Here is a 16,990-nt window from a genome sequence, read left to right as displayed (position 1 = left end):
GGTCAGCCCTGGTGCTGCATCTGCTCGATGTAATTCTGCCAATAGCTGTTGTCATAGCCTGCCATGCGCATGCCGATGGTGAGCAGCAGTCCCAGGATGCACAGGCCGGTGGTGATCCAGCACCAGAGTTTCGCGTTCTTCGATGCCCGCTCGGCGCCGCTGCGGTCGCCCGCCGACAGCTTGCTGTTCACCTGGGTGGCGAACACGATCGCGACGATGCCCGGTATCGTGCCGACGACGCAGCACAGGCACAGCGATGCAATCGTGATCAGGATCGCCCAGACCAGATAGTTCGGAAGCGGTCCGTACGAAGTCGGTTGCTCCGGTGGAAATGACGGCGGTGTCGTGCTCATTGCTTATCCCCTACGCGAATGAATGGAAGCCGCGAACGGCTGCTTCGAAGCCAGGCCCATGGCCTGGCGGCATCCTAGCAGCCCGATGCAATGTTGAAGTTGCAATCGAATCGATGCTCATGCCGCATCGCCCCTCATCGCCTGCACCTTTGCCTCGAGCACCTCGGCCGTCGCCGTCGCCGGGTCCATGGGCGCATCGGCGATCACCTCGACACGCGCGCGGAAGCGGCGTGGCACGCGCATGCGGCCGAAACGGGTGTCGCGACGGCTCCACATGCTTGTCCACATCCCGCGCAATGCCATCGGAACTACCGGCACCGCCTGGCCACGCGCCAATGCACGTTCAAGAATCTTCTCCACGCCCGACTTGAACTTCGCTATCTCGCCATCCTGGGTCAATGCACCTTCCGGAAAGATGCCGACGAGCTGGCCGTCGGCGAGCGCCGCGTCGATTTCGGCGAACGCGCGCTGCATCAGTTCGGGGTTTTCCCGCGCCCCGGCGATCGGGATCGCCTTCGCGGTGCGGAAAATCCAGCTCATCACCGGGATGCTGAAGATCCTGTAATACATGACGAAGCGCACCGGCCGCGGAATGCTCGCCGACAGGATCAGCGCATCCATGTAGCTCACGTGGTTGCACACGATCAGCGCGGGGCCTTCATCAGGCACGTGCTTTTCGATGCCATGCAGGTTCAGCCGGTACAGCGTGCGCACCAGCAGCCAGCTGACGAAGCGCATCGCGAACTCCGGCACGATCGTGAATATCCAGATCGCGACCAGCGCATTGGCGATAGCCAGCGCGAGGAACAGTTGCGGGATCGTCCACTTCAGCAGGCTCTGCGCGGCGATGCCAATGCCCGCCGCAAGCACGATGAAGAACGCGTTCTGGATGTTCACGCCGGAGATCACGCGCGACAGTTCGTTCCCGGGCGTGCGGCTTTGTATCAGCGCGAACAGCGGCACCAGGAAGAAGCCGGCGAACAATCCGATTCCGACCAAGTCCATCACGATCCGCCACGCGCCCGGCTGGTGCAGGAAACCGCCTGCATCGAGCCCGCCCACCGGCGCGACGCCGCTGCGGGCGAAATACAGGTCGAGCAGGAAGCCGGTCATGCCGATCGCGCCCATCGGCACCAGGCCGATCTCGACCGTGCGTGCCGACAGCTTTTCGCACAGCAACGAGCCCACGCCGGTGCCGATCGAGAACAGCGCGAGCGCGAGGATGTAGATCGTCGCATCGTCGCGCGGCGCGCCGAGGTTGATCTCCGCGTACGTGGGCAGGTTCGAGGTGATCACCGTGCCGAAGAACCAGAACCACGACACGCCGAGCACCGAATTGCGGACGCCGGGCTGCCGCTTGGTCAGCCGCAGCACGTGCAGCGATTCCGGAATCGGATTCCAGTTGATGCGCAGGTCGGGCGCGCCGGCTTCAGCACGCGGAATGAAGCGGCTCACCACATTGCCGGTGATCGCCAGCAGCACGATGGAGATCGCCGCGACCAGCGGGCCCTGGGCGCCGGCCACCTGGAAGATCAGCCCACCAAACAGCATCCCCGCGAGGATCGAGATCGACGTGCCCATTTCCACCAGGCCGTTGCCGCCGGTGAGTTCTTCCGGCTTGAGCACCGAGGGCAGGATCGAATACTTCACCGGTCCGAACAGCGTCGACTGCACGCCCGTCGCGAACAGCGCGACCAGCAGCACGATCATGTTCTGGGTGAGGAAACCCACCGCCGCGACCGACATGATCACGATTTCCATCGTGGTGGTGATGCGGATCAGCCGCGACTTCTCCAGTTTCTCGGCGATCTGTCCCGCCGTGGCCGAGAACAGGAAGTAGGGCAGGATGAAGATCGCGGGCGCGAGGTTCGTATAGAGCGTCTTGTCTTCGGGCCGGACCGCGAGGAAGCCCAGCAGCCCGATGATCGCGAGCCGATAGACGTTGTCGTTGAACGCGCCGAGCGACTGCGTCAGGAAGAACGGCAGGAAGCGTCGCTGCCGGAGCAGTTCGAACTGGTTGTGTGCCATGGAGCCCCCGGAGTTTGGCGGGAGCCTAGCAAATGCCGTCGCCACTCCGAAGACATGCGCGAACCTCCCACCTTGTCACTGCGCGATGCCGTCCCGCGCTCGCCCCAGCCCTTGCGCGTATTGCCAGGATCGCTCCCGCAGTGATGGGGCGGCAGAAAATCTTTCCTTCTCCCCGCTTGCGGGGAGAAGGTGCCCGCAGGGCGGATGAGGGGCGCTTGGCTCCGGATCCAGAACCTGCATCACCACCAGTTCCGCCGCTTCGCCACCAGCAAGGCCGCGATCACCACCACCGCCATCACCGACAAGGTGACGATGAAGCCGCGCGACCCCGTGCGGAAAATTGGCGCCTCGAAGTTCATCCCGAGCGCGCCCGCCATCACCGACAGGGAACCGAGCAGCACGGTGACGAAGGTCAGCACGCGCATGGTCTCGTTGGTCCGTTGCGCCGTGCGCGTGGCGAACAGTTCGAAGCTGCCGATCACCAGCTCGCGCGCGACTTCGATGGCATCCAGGGCGCGTTCGAAGCGCTCATTCAGCATGCGCAGCTGCGCCTGCTCCTCTTCGCTGTCGTCGGGGCGGAAATCGGGACGCGCCATCGCGCCGAAGACCATGCGATGCGGCGTCAGCAGCCGGCGCAGGCGCGACGCAGCACGACGCAGCACGGCCAGTTCGGGGACACGTTCGCGTAGGATCGGCTGGGTCAACAGCTGTACTTCGAGCCGGTCGACTTCTTCCTCGAGTTCCGTGACCGCATCGAAGTAGCTCGTCATCTGCCAGTCCAGCAACGACGCGGTGAAGCTTTGCGCACTGAGCACGCCGATGCGCGTATCGGCACGCTCGCGCTGGAGCAGTTGTTTCATGTAGTCCAGCGGTTCGCGGTGCAGGCTCACCACGAAGTTGCGGCCGACCAGGAGGGTCAGCACCTGTCCGGCAAACTGCAGCGGCTGCGGTCGCCCGACCGCGACCACCCGGAGCAGGAACCAGTCGCCGAAGTTCTGCAGCGAAGGCCGTCCGTCGCCTTCCTTCAATGCCGGCAATGCGGCTTCCAGGCGCAGCTTGCGCAGCAAGGGCTCCGGCGGCGGACCCTGCTGGTCGACCCACAACAGCTGGTGTTCGGAGAGCGATGCGGGATCGATCGCGGCCGCGTCGACTTCGCGATCGCTGCCGTCCGCGTCGAACAACACCGCATGCGGAGAATCGCCGTTCGCATCAACCGCTGCTTCATCCCCAGCGGAAGCAGGCGCCCCGCGAACCTCCGCCCGCGCCATGTCGATCAATGCCGCCTGCGATCGCCACGATCACCCTGTCCGGATGGCGATGCGTGCTTCGCCGGCTTTTGCACGTCGCGCCGCAAGGAGCGTCCGAGGTCATCGGATTCGCGAATGCGGCCCTGTTCGTCGCGTCGCACCAGACGCTTGTCGCCGTTGGGCGAAATGAGTTCGCGCTTGCTGCCCATGTCGATTTCCTGCGCGGGAAGTCGAGCTTCGGACGATCCCGGTGAAGGCGGAGCGAACCGACAGAGCCGGTGACCCATCCGACGCGAGCAGGACTTGCGCCAGTCCTCGATCTCTTCTTCTCGGGTAGCGGCGCTGCCGACGGCAGCAAGCGGCGGTAACGACCGCCTTGTTCCCTTCGCAAGGTTGCCAACGAAGGTGTCGCCGGACGGCGCGTCGCCTGCGAGGGAGATCCCTTAACGGTTTCGTTATCGATCCGCCCCGATTCACGGCGGCGCGACCCCAGCCGGCGGAAGGTATGGTCCGTGGGCGTCGCGCGACATGCCTCATGCACAAGACATGGGAGGGGCGAGTCGCCGGGGCCCCATCCCTGCATCGTCGAGGAGCGCATCATGAACCGCATGCTCGCCGTCGCCGTCTTTGTTCTTGCGCTGGCGCTCGCCGCGTGCGCCACGCCGCGCGTCTACACGGACCACGATCCTGCCATCCAGTTCGGCAACTACCGCACCTACAGCTGGCGCGAAAAACCCGACAAGGTGCCAGCACTGGTTTCGCAGCGCATCGTCGATGCCGTCGACACGCAATTGCGTGCAAAAGGCTGGACCCCGGTCGCCGAGGGCGGCGATGTCGCCGTCGCCGCGCACGTCGCCACGCGACAGGAATACAACGTCGATACCTTCTACAACGATCCCTTCTGGGGTGGATGGGGCTGGCGTGGCTGGGGCCCGCGCTGGGGTGCCGGGATCGGCTACGAACGTGCGCGCGTAAGCAGCTATACCGTGGGCACGCTGGTGGTCGACATGTTCGACGCTAAGACCAGGCAGGCGATCTGGAGCGGCGTGGCCGAAGGTACCGTCCCCAGGGATCCGCAGAAGCTGCACGCCGACATCCAGACCGCGGTGGCGAAGATGTTCGTCGAATTTCCGCCGGGTACCGTCACCGCACCGCGATAGCCAGGCATCTGGACGCGTATGTAAAAAGGCCCCGCGTTCGCGGGGCCTTTTTCATTCCAGCAAAACATGCGCCGGCTGTGATCACCGGTCACTGTCGCTGCGTCCCGGGGTCTTGTGGCCTGACTGCCGGGTGTTGTCGGTGTCCATATCGTTGCGACCGGCCTGGCGCTGCGTACCGGCAGTGCCCTGGTTGCCGCCGCGCGCCTCGCGACGCGTGTCCTGGTTGCCCTGGCTGCCCATGTTCTGGTTGCTCTGGTTGCCACGGCTGCCCTGGCGATTGTTGTTGGTGTTGCCCATGGTGTTGTTGGCCATGCTTCAACTCCCTTCTTGAATTTACCTCTTGTCTTGCCTTGAATTTACCTTCGCCGTCGACTCGTGCCGACGCGTGCATGTTGCAACAGCGGCCAGGAGGCAGGCGTGACAGCGGCGAAAACATTCCGGAAAACCCGCTTCTGCGCACGCGCAATGCGTGAATTCGCGCATTCATGCGAACACCGGGTCAGGGTGTTCGCGTCCGCGTGATTTCCATCGGCGCGTTCGTCGCGTGCAATCGGCGTACGTTCCGACGGCATCGTCACGGAAAGATCGGTAAGAAGGCAGCTAACGCAGCAGGCATCGCAGCCAGCAATCCCGTGCACGCAAGCGGCATGCTCGATCCGTACCCGTCGCCGGGCGCGCCGATGCGTGTCCTCCTTCCCGCATGACGCCGACGGAAATGGCAGCACGCCATGCCACGTGCGCCCGGACGTCACACTCCGCCTGGCTCGTGCACACGTTCAGCCCGCAACGCCAATGCACGCATCCCACACACAACACGCGTCCGAACCCGCCGAGCGCACGGATACGCAGCCCACTGGCCACGTGGACTTCGATACCGCGAGCCCAATGGGGACGATGATGGGCCGGCACGACTGGTCCGCTTCCGTATTGCCGCCGCCCGAACATTGGCCACCACGGCTGTCGGCACTGGTGGACCTGATGCTCGTCTCGCCGACGCCCACTTTCATCGGATGGGGGCCGGGTCTTGGACTGCTCTACAACAACGCACACGTTCCGTTGATGGGCGACCGTCACCCACTGGTACTCGGATGCCCCCTGGCCGTGGCATGGCCGAAATTGTGGGAGGAAGCGCGGCCCATCGCCGAACGCGTGCTCGCCGGCGAATCCATCCACGTCGAATTCCAACGCATCACCGTACGCACGGGCGACAACGATCGGGATGCCTGGTTCCACGCCTGCTACATGCCGATCCATGATGGCGACCACGGGGTGCAGGGCATCTACTGCACGCTGCAGGACACCACGCGCGAGATGCTCACGCAGCAACACCGCATTTCCGCGCTGCAGCGACTTCAACAGTTGTTCGAGCAGGCGCCCGGATTCATGGCGGTCACGCAGGGACCGGAGCATCGCTTCGAAATCGCCAACGAGGCCTGCACCCGACTCGTCGGTGAACGCGACCTGGTTGGCCGCACCGTGAGGGAAGTAATGCCGGACGTGGCGGGGCAGGGCTACCTCGAGCTGCTCGATAACGCCTACCGGTCGGGCGAAGCCTTCGTCGGGCGTCGCATGGCGGTGCATGTGTCGCGCAGCGGCAACCATCGCGAGGACCGTTACGTGGATTTCGTCTTCCAGCCCATCCGCGGGACCGATGGTGCGGTCACCGGGATATTCATCCAGGGCTCGGACGTGACCGAGCAGGAGCGTCTCGAAGTGCAACTGCGCGAGAGCGAAGCGAAGTTCCGCACGATCACCGACGCGATGCCGCAGATCGTCTGGTCGACGCTGCCCGATGGTTTCCACGATTACTTCAACCGCGGCTGGTACGAATTCACCGGCGTGCCCGAAGGCACCACCTATGGCAACGCGTGGAGCGGCCTGTTGCATCCCGCGGACATGGGCCGCTCATGGCAGCTGTGGCAGCACAGCCTGGCCACGGGCGAACCTTATGAAGTCGAGTACCGCCTGCGCCATCGTTCGGGCGAATACCGCTGGGTACTGGGACGCGCGCTGCCCTTGCGCGACCAGGGCAACATCACCCGCTGGATGGGGACCTGCACGGATATCCATGAACGGGTCATCGCACGCGAGATGCTGCAACGCGAAGCGCAGCGGAAGGACGAGTTCCTCGCCATGCTCGCGCACGAACTGCGTAATCCGCTCGCGCCGATCCGCGCCGCCGCATCGGTGCTTCCGGCGGCGGCCGGCGACGCGGAACGCACTGCACAGCTCGCCGACGTGATCGAGCGCCAGGTCGCGCACATGACGCGCCTGGTCGACGACCTGCTCGACGTTTCACGCGTGACCCGTGGGCTGGCGAAACTTGACCTGGAACCGGACGACCTGAAATCGATCGTCACCGGTGCCGTGGAGCAGGTGCGTCCGCTGATCGAAAAGCGCCGCCACACCCTGGCGACCTGGATGGTGCCCGCACCCGTGCCTGTGCGCGCCGATCGCACCCGGCTGGTGCAGGTTTTCGCGAACCTGCTCAACAACGCCGCCAAATACACCCCGGATGGCGGTCATATCGAACTGCGTGTCGACATCCACGACGGCGAAGCGGTGGTGGGCGTGCGAGACAACGGCACCGGGATCGACGCGCAACTGCTGCCGCATGTCTTCGACCTGTTCTCGCAGGGTGCGCGCGACGCCGACCGCTCGCAGGGCGGCCTCGGCATCGGCCTCGCGCTGGCGCGCAGCATTACCCAACTGCACGGCGGCCAAATCGTCGGCCTCAGCAACGGCCGCGGGCAGGGCAGTGAATTCATCGTGCGACTGCCGATGGCGAAGCCGGCCACCGATGCGCCGGCGACGGCGATCTCCACGCAACCAGCGCCGCGAGGGAACAGCGGCTGCTCCGTCGTGGTCGTCGACGACAACGTCGATGCCGCGCGCACCATCGCACTCGCGCTCGAAATCGCCGGCCACGAAGTCAGCGTCTGCCACACGGCGACGGCCGCGTTCGCCATGGCAGCGCATGGCCCTGCTTCCGTGTACATCATCGACATCGGTCTTCCGGACATGCCCGGCTACGACCTCGCACAGCAGCTGCGCCGCCATCCCGGCACGGCCCACGCAACCTTGATCGCACTCACCGGGTACGGCCGCCCGGAGGATCGCGAGCGGTCGAAGGAGGCGGGTTTCGACCGCCACCTGGTGAAGCCGGTGGATGTCGGCGAACTCACGGACCTCATGGACGCGATATCGAGCTGCCCGTCGCATGCGACATGAAAAAGAGGGCTGGACTACCGGCGTCCTGATGCACGCTTTTTCAAGGCAAGCCCTGATGTTCAGTGCAGCCGGTGCGCCTTCATGCGCTTGTCACGTCCGACGTCAGGCACATCGGGCAATCGGTCAGCTCAAGGCCCGGGCTCCAGGCCGCGATCTTTTCCCATGCATGCGCCCGGTCGACCACAGGGAACCATCCACCGTCCGCGCCCAGTCGCCCGAACGGCTTCGCTGCCGTCGCATACGCGGTCGTGGCCGCCCTGCAGGTCAATTGATGAAGAGTCGAAATGCCGTTCCTCGTATTGATATCTAGCAGCATGCCTTCGCCTCCTTGGGTTGATTTCACCTTACGAAAGGCGCTGCCATCGGCCGTGAACGACACAGTCCCGATGTCATCGGGTATTCACCATTGCATCCGGCTCTACACGCGGCACGAATGCCGGGTGAACATCCGGATCACGAGGACTTTGCATCGACGCGCACGCAACCTGCCATGAGATGCGCATTGCAAAACCGTCATGACACCGGCGTGACGTGTACGGCGGAGCGATAGCCCGCCCATCTGATCGGTCCATTCGCTTTCCACGGGCCTCGTGCCTGCGACCGCTCAAAAGCAATCGGCGAAAGTCCGGGCAGTGGCCGGATGGGCGTCGCATCCACGCAAAGCCACGCCGCGGCAACGCCGCGAAGTCGGATCCCGCTCGGGATACTGTCGCGGCGACTTCGCGTGGCTTAGCCTGCATATGACTCTTCTTCTCCGTGTCCGCCAGTCGCATCGCATCGCGTTCGCTCCGACATGGAAAAGTCCTCGCCCGCCACTTCGCCCGACGCCTACCTGCAGGCGCTCACGGGCTGGCGGCGCGCGTTCGTCGCGACGCTGCGCACATCGACACTCGCCGCGGGTTCGCTGACCGAACAGATCAAGTGGGGCCATCTCGTCTACTCCTCGAACGGCCCGGTGCTGCTTATCCGTGCGGAAGCCGGGCGCGTGCTGTTCGGATTCTGGCGCGGGCAGCGGCTGAGGGAACTCGACGACCGCCTTCGCCCCGGCGGCAAGTACGAAATGGCCACGATGGTGTTCGTGGAAGGCGACAGGATCAGCGCCACGCGCGCGAAGACGCTGGTGAAGGCCGCGATCCGTCTCAATCTCGAACTTGGCGACCCGACGGATGCAGCGCGATGAGCCCGCGGCGTTCAGGAACCTTGGCCCTGGCTAAAGGCCCGCAACGCAGGGCCGTTTTTTTCAAAGCAGCAATGACGTCGCGCATACGGTCGACCCTCCACTCTGTCCATCCCTGCCGGGAAGTCGCGCCATGAAACGCATCCTGATCGTCGAGGACGAGAAGTTGTTGGCTCTCATGCTCGAGGATCTGCTTACGGAAGCCGGCTACGAGGTCGAACACGCGTTCGATCTCGCGCAGGCACAGAGCGCCATCGAGCGCACGCACATCGATGGCGCGATCCTCGACATCAAGCTCAACGGGAGTCTCGTGTTTCCGTTCGCGCGCAAGCTGCGCGAGAGCAAGGTGCGCTTCCTGTTCGCCTCGTCGGCTTACCGCATAGAGATTCCCCCGGACCTGTGCTGGCACCCGCTGGTTCGCAAGCCCTACGTTGTCGATGAAGTGGAGGCCGCACTCAAGGGTCTGTTCGGGGAATTCCAGCGGGCGGTGCCTGGGGCGGCCGCGAGCTGGCCGAGCCGGCAGTCGGGCGAGCATCCGAGCCTTTAAGCCGGCCAACACCCCACATCAACTGCGACCGGGTTTGCATCTTTTGCTTTCAAGCATCGGTGTTCACACCTATGCCACCCGAGCCTCAATAGTATCCGGGGCTGAACAGGGGCCACTGATCCGGGTTATGGCAAGGCTGAGTCTTGAGGAAAAAGGTTTGCTGCAAATTCTCGAGAAGGTGGAGCGGGGCGAAATGCCTTCGCCGCTTTCCACGCGACACGCACTGGTCAGTCGAGGCCTCATCGAAGGCGATCCTCCGAAGCTGACCCTCAAGGGCGAACTCACCCTCGACGAACTGCGTCTGCGCCCCGTTCGCGAGACCGGCGAATTCCCGTCGTTGCTGCTCGCGGAGGCGCTGGAATCGAGCGCCAAGGGCTAGGTTGCCGCGAGCGCGGAAACACGAAGCTTCGAAGCATCGGCGAGTCGTTTTTATTCACATTTCATTGGCGTCAGCCGCCGTAGCGTCGGCACGAAACTTGAGTCAGCCAACAGGGGCAGTGTCATGCGGGGAGCCGTCGTCGAAGAGCAGCGGGCGCCATACCTTGCCGGAGCGGGCATGGATGATCCTTCCCCCGTCTACGTGTTGCGCGGCGTATCCGGACTCGTATTCGGCCGCACTTTCGCCATCGATCAACCGATGACCGTCGGCCGCCTGCCGGTCTGCGACATCACCATCCAGGAAGCCACGCTCTCGCGTTGTCATGTGCGGCTTTCGCCCACGGCCGAAGGCATGCTCGTGCAGGACCTGGGTTCGACCAACGGCACCTACGTCAATGGCCAGCGCGTGTCGCAATGGATCGCGCGCGTGGGCGACGAACTCCGTCTCGACTGCATACGCTTCCTGATCGAACGCCCGCTGTCGCGCGCGCTGCCGACGGCTTCCTCGCGTCTCGCTGCGCCACACTGAAGACCGCCGCCAGCCGTGCCGCGGCGGGCAACACGCGAATGGATGAGCCGGGCGGATGGCTGCGCCCGACGATGGGTCAAGGTCGCGCGCCAACCTGGCGCTATGATCCGGACATGCTCTCGCCGATCGCACGGCTCACGCTGCACTGCCTCCTGATGATCGCCATGGTCACGGCGACGGTCGCCGTGCCCGCCCAGGCCGCGAGCGACACGCTGGAGGCCACGGCGGCTGCGAAGATGGCTGCCGCGATGGCGGACATGCCCTGCGCCGATATGGCCATGTCGCACGGGAAGGCGCCGCACAAGGCGCCGTGCGACTGCTGCAATCCGGTCTCCTGCGATCTCTCCGCGTGCCTGGGCACGGCCTGCCTGCCGGAACTGCCGCGCGTGGTCGCTACGGTCCCGGGCGTCACGTTGCTGATTCCCTGGCAGGCGCCCGCTTCGCCATCGCAGGTGATCGATACGCCGCTGCGACCGCCGATCGCCTGATCTCACCTCGACCTGTCCGGACGCATCCGCGTCCGCATCGCCGCATGCGGCGATCACCAGTTCTGTGAGATCGCAATGAAAACTCATCCATGCCGGGCGGCGTTCATGCTGCTCGGCCTCCTGCCGTTGGCTGCGGCAGCCAAACCCATCGCCTTCGCGCGCGGCACGACCGTGATGCTCGAACGCGGCGCCGGCACGATGAACGAAGCGCAGCTGTTCTACGCACCGCGCTACTGGTATTCGATCGGCGCCGGCTGGCTGGAGCTCACCAGCGAGGACGCGCGCAAGCAGCGGCACGTCACCTACCTGCGCGGAAACCTGCTCGCGAAACGCTGGAACCTGCCCTCCGCGCAGGCGAATGTCTTTGCCTGGGGCGGTCTCGGCCGCGCCACCGGCAGCGATTTCGAGGGCAGCACGCTCGCGCGCAACGCCGGCGTGCAATTCGATTACGAAACACGGCGCGTGTACTCCGCCTTCCGTTCCGACCTTCAGGAAAGCGACCGCTTCTCGCATCGCATCGACACCCTGCAATTGGGTTGGGCGCCGTACGCGCATGACTACGACACGCTGGCGACCTGGTTCGTTGTCCAAGGCCGTCGCTACACCGGCGACATCATGGACGGCACCGAGACGGCATTCCTTGTCCGCTTCTTCAAGCGCGGCACCTGGGTCGAAGTCGGTGCGACCACCGACGGCAAGCTCCAGGCCATGGCCATGTTCAACTTCTGAGAGAGACTCCAATGAGAAAGATCCAACTACTGCTGGCCATGCTGCTGTTGTCGCTTTCCCCGCTCGCGTCGGCAGGCACCATCGAAATGGAAGTCAACGGCCTGGTGTGCGGCTTCTGCGCGCAGGGCATCGAGAAGACGCTCAAGGGCCTGCCCGCGACCGAAGGCGTGTTCGTCAGCCTCGAACATCGCCTCGTCGCCGTGAAACTCAGGGAAGGCGCCGATATCGAAGAGGCCACCTTGCGCAAGGCGTTGAAGGATTCCGGCTACACCGTCGTCGGCATCCGGCGCACGCAGCATTCGCTCGATGACCTGCGCACGCGGTCGAAGAAGAATGGCGACTGACGCCGACGCGCAGGCGCCCCTGCGCCGCAACGTCGGCGTTGCCCTGCTCACGTTGCTCGCCAGCAGCGGCACGCTCGTGTGCTGCGTGCTGCCCGCGGCGATGGTGGCGCTCGGTGCGGGTGCCGCTTTGGCGGGATTGGTGACCGCCGTGCCGCAACTGGTGTGGTTGTCGGAACACAAGGCTGTCGTGTTCGGCCTTGCGTTCGCGATGCTCGCGTTCTCGGGTGGGCTGCTGTGGCGGGCGCGGCGCCTGCCGTGCCCGGCCGACATGCGGCTTGCCCGTGCGTGCCAGCACCTGCGCCGGGTCAGTGTTGCGCTCTGGGGAATCGCCGTCGGCTGCACCGTGCTCGGCGCGATGTTCGCGTTCGTCATGCCGGCGCTGCCCTGAGCAGGCGCGCTGCCGGAATGGCGGGGTGGTTCGCCGCCCCGCCGGCTATCAGGCTCACCGCGCGAAGCGGCTGCAGGCGCCTATGACGACCAGGGCGACGACGAGGGCAATCAGGCCGGCCTTTTCCAGGTCCAGGTCGGAGCGCGAGAGCCACGTGCGCAGCGATCTGGTCAACAGGAAGGGCGAGATGGCGGCGGCCCCGGCCGCAAGGCAGGCGACATCGAACCAGAAACCGGACCGCCAGAAACCGGCAAGTGTGTTCAGCATGAGCGCCATCCCCGCGCCTGAGTGAGCTGACGGTAGCCACGTGCCGCCTGTCCGGCAACTGTCCTGCCGGTCCACGTCAGGATGTTCCCGGCGACTGATGAGCCCGCCCTGGAGGCCGGGTGGCGAAACCGGACAATCCCGGACGCTTCCCGCCATGCGTCCGCTGCCTTCGTGCCGGCGGTTGCAACGTTTCCGGGCACAGGCGCGAGCTCGGTCGCGTTCACCCGGCGATAGCGACCTGTCTGTTAACCAGCGACGTTACGTGGCTCGCCGTCGGCCACCGCACATCGGGCAAGGAAGAGGAACATGAAGAACGATGATCACGGCTTCAGGCTCACCCGTCGCGAAGTGCTCAAGGCGGGTGCGGTTTCGGTGGCGGCCAGCGTCGTCCCGGTGACGGGAGCCCTCGCAGTGAACCCGGATGAAACTCCATCAGGCAGGGCGCCGGTGAACTCGAAGGTGGCGTTCACCGTCAACGGCAAGCCGCGCGAGCTTGACGTCGACACGCGCACGACCCTGCTCGATGCGCTGCGCGAGCACCTGCACCTCACCGGCACCAAGAAGGGCTGCGACCACGGCCAGTGCGGCGCCTGCACCGTCATCGTCGACGGGCGCCGGATCAATTCGTGCCTGACCCTCGCGGTGATGCACGAAGGCAGCAGCATCACCACCATCGAAGGACTGGGCACGCCGCAGAAGCTGCATCCCTTGCAGCGTGCCTTCGTGAAGCACGACGGCTACCAGTGCGGGTATTGCACGCCCGGCCAGATCTGCTCGGCCGTGGCCGTGCTCGACGAAATCAAGGCCGGCATCCCCAGCCACGTCACCGCCGACCTCACCGCGAAACCCAGGCTTACCCCCGACGAACTGCGCGAACGCATGAGCGGCAACATCTGCCGCTGCGGCGCCTACTCCAACATCATCGATGCGATCTCCGATGTCGCGGGGGTGAAGGCATGAAGGCCTTTACCTACGAACGGGCCACCCAGCCCGCGGAGGCTGCGGCAGCGGCAGCCAGAACCGCGAACACCCGCTTCATCGCCGGCGGCACCAACCTCCTCGACCTGATGAAGCTGGAGATCGAAACGCCGGCGCACCTGATCGACGTCAATGGCCTCGGCCTCGATCGCATCGAGGAAACCCGGGAAGGGGGGCTGCGTATCGGCGCCCTCGTCCGCAACACCGACCTCGCCGCCGACAAGCGCGTGCGCAAGGACTACGCCGTGCTGTCGCGAGCGCTGCTTGCTGGCGCCTCCGGACAACTGCGCAACCGCGCGACCACCGCGGGCAACCTGCTGCAGCGAACGCGGTGTCCCTATTTCTATGACACCAACCAGCCCTGCAACAAACGCCGTCCGGGTACGGGTTGCGCCGCGCTGGAAGGGTTCAGCCGGCACCACGCCATCGTTGGTACCAGCGATGCATGCATCGCCACGCATCCCAGCGACATGGCCGTTGCCATGCGCGTCCTCGACGCGATCGTCGAAACCGTGCAACCCGACGGCCGCACGCGGGCGATTCCGCTCGCGGAACTGCACCGCCTCCCGGGTACGACGCCGCACATCGAAACCACGTTGGCTCCCGGCGAGCTGATCACCGCCGTCACCCTGCCTGAACCCGTTGGCGGGAGGCATATCTACCGCAAGGTGCGCGATCGCGCGTCGTATGCATTCGCGCTGGTATCCGTCGCCGCCATCGTGCAGAAGGACGGCACGGGTCGCATCGCCGCCGGCGGCATCGCGCACAAGCCGTGGCGGGTCGAAGCCGCCGACGACGCGTTGCCGGGCGGCGCGAAGGCCGCTGCTGCAAAACTTCTCGAAGGCGCGCGCACTACCGAACACACTGCATTCAAGCTGCCGCTGGTGGAGCGCACCATCGCCGCGGTGCTGGTCGACGCGGGAGCCAAGGCATGAAATTCGACAAGCCCGCCACCACCAACCCGATCGACCAGGGCAAGGTCATCGGCAAGGCCACCGACCGCATCGACGGTCCGCTGAAGACGACCGGCACCGCGCCTTATGCGTACGAGCGGCATGACATCGTGCCGAACCAGGCCTACGGCTACATCGTCGGCGCCGGCATCGGCAAGGGCACGATCGCCTTCCTCGACGACAGCGCGGCGCGCAAGGCACCGGGCGTACTCGCCGTCGTCAGCGCGAAGAACGCGGGCAAGCTGGGCAAGGGCAACTTCAACACCGCCAGGCTGCTCGCCGGACCGGAGGTGCAGCATTACCACCAGGCCGTTGCGATCGTGGTTGCCGAAACCTTCGAACAGGCGCGCGCCGCGGCGAACCTGATCCGCGTCGATTACAAGCGCGAAAAAGGCAAGTTCGATCTTGCCGCCGCGAAGGATTCGGCGATCAAGCCGACGCCACAGGGCGGCTTCGATCCCATTCCGGACACTGCCGTGGGCGACTTCGCTGGCGCGTTTGCATCGGCGCCGGTGCAACTCGATACGACCTACACGACGCCCGACCAGTCGCACATGATGATGGAGCCGCACGCGAGCATCGCCGCATGGGAAGGCGACAAGCTCACGGTGTGGACCTCCAACCAGATGATTGCCTGGAGCAAGGGCGACATCGCGAAGACGCTCGGCATCCCGAAGGAAAACGTGCGCATGGATTCGCCCTACATCGGCGGCGGCTTCGGCGGAAAACTCTTCATCCGCGCCGACATCCTGCTCGCGGCGCTCGGCGCGAAGGCGGCGAAGCGGCCGGTGAAGGTCGCTTTGCAGCGTCCACTGATGCCCAACAACACCACGCACCGCCCGGCCACCATCCAGCGCATCCGCATCGGCGCGACGAAGGACGGCAAGATCACCGCGATCGGGCACGAGAGCTGGAACGGCGACCTGCCGGGTGGCGGGCTCGAAGTCGCGGTGCAGCAGACGCGCCTGTTCTATGCGGGCGAAAACCGCATGACGAAGATGCGCCTGGCCACGCTCGACCTGCCCGAAGCCAACGCGATGCGCGCGCCCGGCGAAGCGCCTGGGCTGATGGCGCTGGAAATCGCCATGGATGAAATGGCGGAGAAACTCGGGATGGATCCCGTCGAATTCCGCATCCGCAATGACACGCAGGTCGATCCGGAAAAGCCCGAGCGTCCCTTCTCGCAACGGCGCTTCGTCGAATGCCTGCGCACGGGCGTGGAACGCTTCGGCTGGCAGCGCCGTTCCGCGACGCCGGGAACAGTGCGCGATGGCCGCTGGCTGGTCGGCATGGGCGTCGCGGGCGCATTCCGCAACAACCTGCTGACGAAGTCGGCCGCGCGCGTTCGCGTCGATCCGCGCGGCATCGTGACGGTGGAAACCGACATGACCGACATTGGCACGGGCAGCTACACGATCATTGGCCAGACCGCGGCGGAAATGATGGGCGTGCCGCTGGATCGCGTCGTGGTGCGCTTGGGCGATTCCGACTTCCCCGCTTCGTGCGGCTCGGGCGGGCAGTGGGGCGGAAACAATTCGACCTCGGGTGTGTACGCGGCGTGCGCCAAGCTGCGCGACGCGATCGCGACGAAGCTCGGCTTCGATCCGGCGCAGACGGAATTCGTCGATGGCCAGGTGCGCTCCGGTTCGCGCCGCGTGCCGCTCGCCGAAGCAGTGGGCGACGCGGAAATGGTTGCCGAGGACCAGATCGAATACGGCGACCTCGACAAGAAGTTCCAGCAGTCCACGTTCGGCGCGCACTTCTGCGAAGTCGGCGTGGATCGCATCACCGGCGAGGTGCGCGTGCGGCGCATGCTCGCGGTGTGCGCGGCCGGGCGCATCCTCAATCCGAAGTCCGCGCGCAGCCAGGTCATCGGCGCGATGACGATGGGTGTCGGCGCGGCGCTGATGGAGGAACTCGCGGTCGACAAGCGCTTCGGCTTCTTCGTCAACCACGACCTGGCGAGCTACGAGGTGCCCGTGCATGCGGACATCCCGCACCAGGAAGTGATCTTCCTCGACGAAACCGATCCGATCTCCTCGCCGATGAAGGCCAAGGGCGTGGGCGAACTCGGCATCTGCGGCGTTGCGGCCGCGGTCGCGAATGCGATCCACAACGCCACCGGCGCCCGCGTCCGCGACTACCCGATCACGCTGGACAAGATTCTCGGCACGCTGCCGGTCGTGGCGTGAC

The 16,990-nt window shown here is 65.4% G+C and carries 20 protein-coding genes; 13 read left to right on the top strand and 7 right to left on the bottom strand.

The annotated features are described in order from the left end of the window. Positions 1 to 2: 2 nt before the first annotated feature. The 4 genes from ASD14_RS11745 to ASD14_RS11730 all read right to left on the bottom strand — a co-directional run bounded on the left by ASD14_RS11745 (position 3) and on the right by ASD14_RS11730 (position 3,837). Complete coding sequence (locus ASD14_RS11745; RefSeq protein WP_056133843.1) at positions 3 to 353, bottom strand: CD225/dispanin family protein; 351 nt, start codon at positions 351 to 353, stop codon at positions 3 to 5. A gap of 117 nt (positions 354 to 470) precedes the next feature. Further along, the gene (locus tag ASD14_RS11740; RefSeq protein WP_056133840.1) at positions 471 to 2,381 is read right to left on the bottom strand and encodes an MFS transporter; all 1,911 of its coding nucleotides are present in this window, start codon (positions 2,379 to 2,381) and stop codon (positions 471 to 473) included. A gap of 239 nt (positions 2,382 to 2,620) precedes the next feature. Next, positions 2,621 to 3,562 (bottom strand): CorA family divalent cation transporter, encoded by a 942-nt coding sequence (locus ASD14_RS11735; protein ID WP_162247705.1) that lies wholly within the window; start codon positions 3,560 to 3,562, stop codon positions 2,621 to 2,623. Between the two features lie 92 nt (positions 3,563 to 3,654). After that, a complete protein-coding gene (locus ASD14_RS11730; protein WP_056133834.1) occupies positions 3,655 to 3,837 on the bottom strand; it encodes a hypothetical protein in 183 nt (60 codons plus the stop codon). A gap of 390 nt (positions 3,838 to 4,227) precedes the next feature. Here ASD14_RS11730 and ASD14_RS11725 point away from each other — a divergent pair, with 390 nt between their 5' ends. Further along, positions 4,228 to 4,788, top strand: a complete 561-nt coding sequence (locus tag ASD14_RS11725) for a DUF4136 domain-containing protein (protein ID WP_235565398.1) — start codon at positions 4,228 to 4,230, stop codon at positions 4,786 to 4,788. A gap of 81 nt (positions 4,789 to 4,869) precedes the next feature. Here the strand turns inward: ASD14_RS11725 and ASD14_RS11720 are convergent, their stop codons facing one another. Beyond that, positions 4,870 to 5,100: a hypothetical protein gene (locus ASD14_RS11720; protein ID WP_056133831.1), complete on the bottom strand. Its 231-nt coding sequence runs from the start codon at positions 5,098 to 5,100 to the stop codon at positions 4,870 to 4,872. A gap of 480 nt (positions 5,101 to 5,580) precedes the next feature. On the opposite strand from ASD14_RS11720, the gene ASD14_RS11715 reads away from it, so the two are divergent. Further along, entirely contained in the window at positions 5,581 to 8,019 is a 2,439-nt protein-coding gene (locus ASD14_RS11715; protein ID WP_082538946.1) for an ATP-binding protein, read from the top strand. Between the two features lie 79 nt (positions 8,020 to 8,098). Here ASD14_RS11715 and ASD14_RS11710 read toward each other — a convergent pair whose 3' ends face one another. Then, positions 8,099 to 8,335: a hypothetical protein gene (locus ASD14_RS11710; RefSeq protein WP_056133823.1), complete on the bottom strand. Its 237-nt coding sequence runs from the start codon at positions 8,333 to 8,335 to the stop codon at positions 8,099 to 8,101. Positions 8,336 to 8,812: 477 nt separating this feature from the next. On the opposite strand from ASD14_RS11710, the gene ASD14_RS11705 reads away from it, so the two are divergent. The 8 genes from ASD14_RS11705 (at position 8,813) to ASD14_RS11670 (ending at position 12,599) form a co-directional block, all read left to right on the top strand. After that, complete coding sequence (locus tag ASD14_RS11705; RefSeq protein WP_056133820.1) at positions 8,813 to 9,199, top strand: DUF1801 domain-containing protein; 387 nt, start codon at positions 8,813 to 8,815, stop codon at positions 9,197 to 9,199. Positions 9,200 to 9,329: 130 nt separating this feature from the next. Then, the gene (locus ASD14_RS11700) at positions 9,330 to 9,743 is read left to right on the top strand and encodes a response regulator (RefSeq protein WP_056133817.1); all 414 of its coding nucleotides are present in this window, start codon (positions 9,330 to 9,332) and stop codon (positions 9,741 to 9,743) included. Positions 9,744 to 9,936: 193 nt separating this feature from the next. Then, positions 9,937 to 10,122 carry a hypothetical protein gene (locus tag ASD14_RS11695; RefSeq protein ID WP_157475326.1) on the top strand — a complete coding sequence of 62 codons (186 nt, stop codon included), beginning with the start codon at positions 9,937 to 9,939 and terminating at the stop codon, positions 10,120 to 10,122. Positions 10,123 to 10,299: 177 nt separating this feature from the next. Continuing rightward, a complete protein-coding gene (locus ASD14_RS11690; RefSeq protein WP_056133811.1) occupies positions 10,300 to 10,650 on the top strand; it encodes an FHA domain-containing protein in 351 nt (116 codons plus the stop codon). Between the two features lie 113 nt (positions 10,651 to 10,763). Further along, entirely contained in the window at positions 10,764 to 11,138 is a 375-nt protein-coding gene (locus tag ASD14_RS11685) for a hypothetical protein (protein ID WP_157475323.1), read from the top strand. A 105-nt stretch (positions 11,139 to 11,243) separates the two neighbouring features. Further along, positions 11,244 to 11,867, top strand: a complete 624-nt coding sequence (locus ASD14_RS11680) for a hypothetical protein (RefSeq protein WP_235565397.1) — start codon at positions 11,244 to 11,246, stop codon at positions 11,865 to 11,867. Positions 11,868 to 11,878: 11 nt separating this feature from the next. Continuing rightward, the gene (locus ASD14_RS11675) at positions 11,879 to 12,211 is read left to right on the top strand and encodes a heavy-metal-associated domain-containing protein (RefSeq protein ID WP_056133801.1); all 333 of its coding nucleotides are present in this window, start codon (positions 11,879 to 11,881) and stop codon (positions 12,209 to 12,211) included. Further along, the gene (locus tag ASD14_RS11670; RefSeq protein WP_056133798.1) at positions 12,201 to 12,599 is read left to right on the top strand and encodes a hypothetical protein; all 399 of its coding nucleotides are present in this window, start codon (positions 12,201 to 12,203) and stop codon (positions 12,597 to 12,599) included. Before ASD14_RS11675 ends, ASD14_RS11670 begins: the two co-directional genes overlap by 11 nt. Positions 12,600 to 12,653: 54 nt before the next feature. Here the strand turns inward: ASD14_RS11670 and ASD14_RS11665 are convergent, their stop codons facing one another. Beyond that, the gene (locus ASD14_RS11665) at positions 12,654 to 12,875 is read right to left on the bottom strand and encodes a hypothetical protein (protein ID WP_056133795.1); all 222 of its coding nucleotides are present in this window, start codon (positions 12,873 to 12,875) and stop codon (positions 12,654 to 12,656) included. Positions 12,876 to 13,172: 297 nt separating this feature from the next. On the opposite strand from ASD14_RS11665, the gene paoA reads away from it, so the two are divergent. The 3 genes from paoA to paoC are packed head-to-tail and all read left to right on the top strand — an operon-like array spanning position 13,173 to position 16,989. Then, positions 13,173 to 13,826: an aldehyde dehydrogenase iron-sulfur subunit PaoA gene (gene paoA / locus ASD14_RS11660; protein WP_056133793.1), complete on the top strand. Its 654-nt coding sequence runs from the start codon at positions 13,173 to 13,175 to the stop codon at positions 13,824 to 13,826. Then, a complete protein-coding gene (locus ASD14_RS11655) occupies positions 13,823 to 14,779 on the top strand; it encodes a xanthine dehydrogenase family protein subunit M (protein ID WP_056133790.1) in 957 nt (318 codons plus the stop codon). Before paoA ends, ASD14_RS11655 begins: the two co-directional genes overlap by 4 nt. Beyond that, positions 14,776 to 16,989, top strand: a complete 2,214-nt coding sequence (gene paoC / locus ASD14_RS11650) for an aldehyde oxidoreductase molybdenum-binding subunit PaoC (RefSeq protein WP_056133787.1) — start codon at positions 14,776 to 14,778, stop codon at positions 16,987 to 16,989. The genes ASD14_RS11655 and paoC overlap by 4 nt, the downstream gene beginning before the upstream one ends. Position 16,990 lies beyond the last annotated feature (1 nt).

The sequence above is a fragment of the Lysobacter sp. Root494 genome, assembly GCF_001427225.1.
Taxonomy (GTDB): Bacteria; Pseudomonadota; Gammaproteobacteria; order Xanthomonadales; family Xanthomonadaceae; genus Agrilutibacter.
Note: the sequence above shows the minus strand (reverse complement) of the source record. Positions and strands in the feature narration are given on the sequence as shown.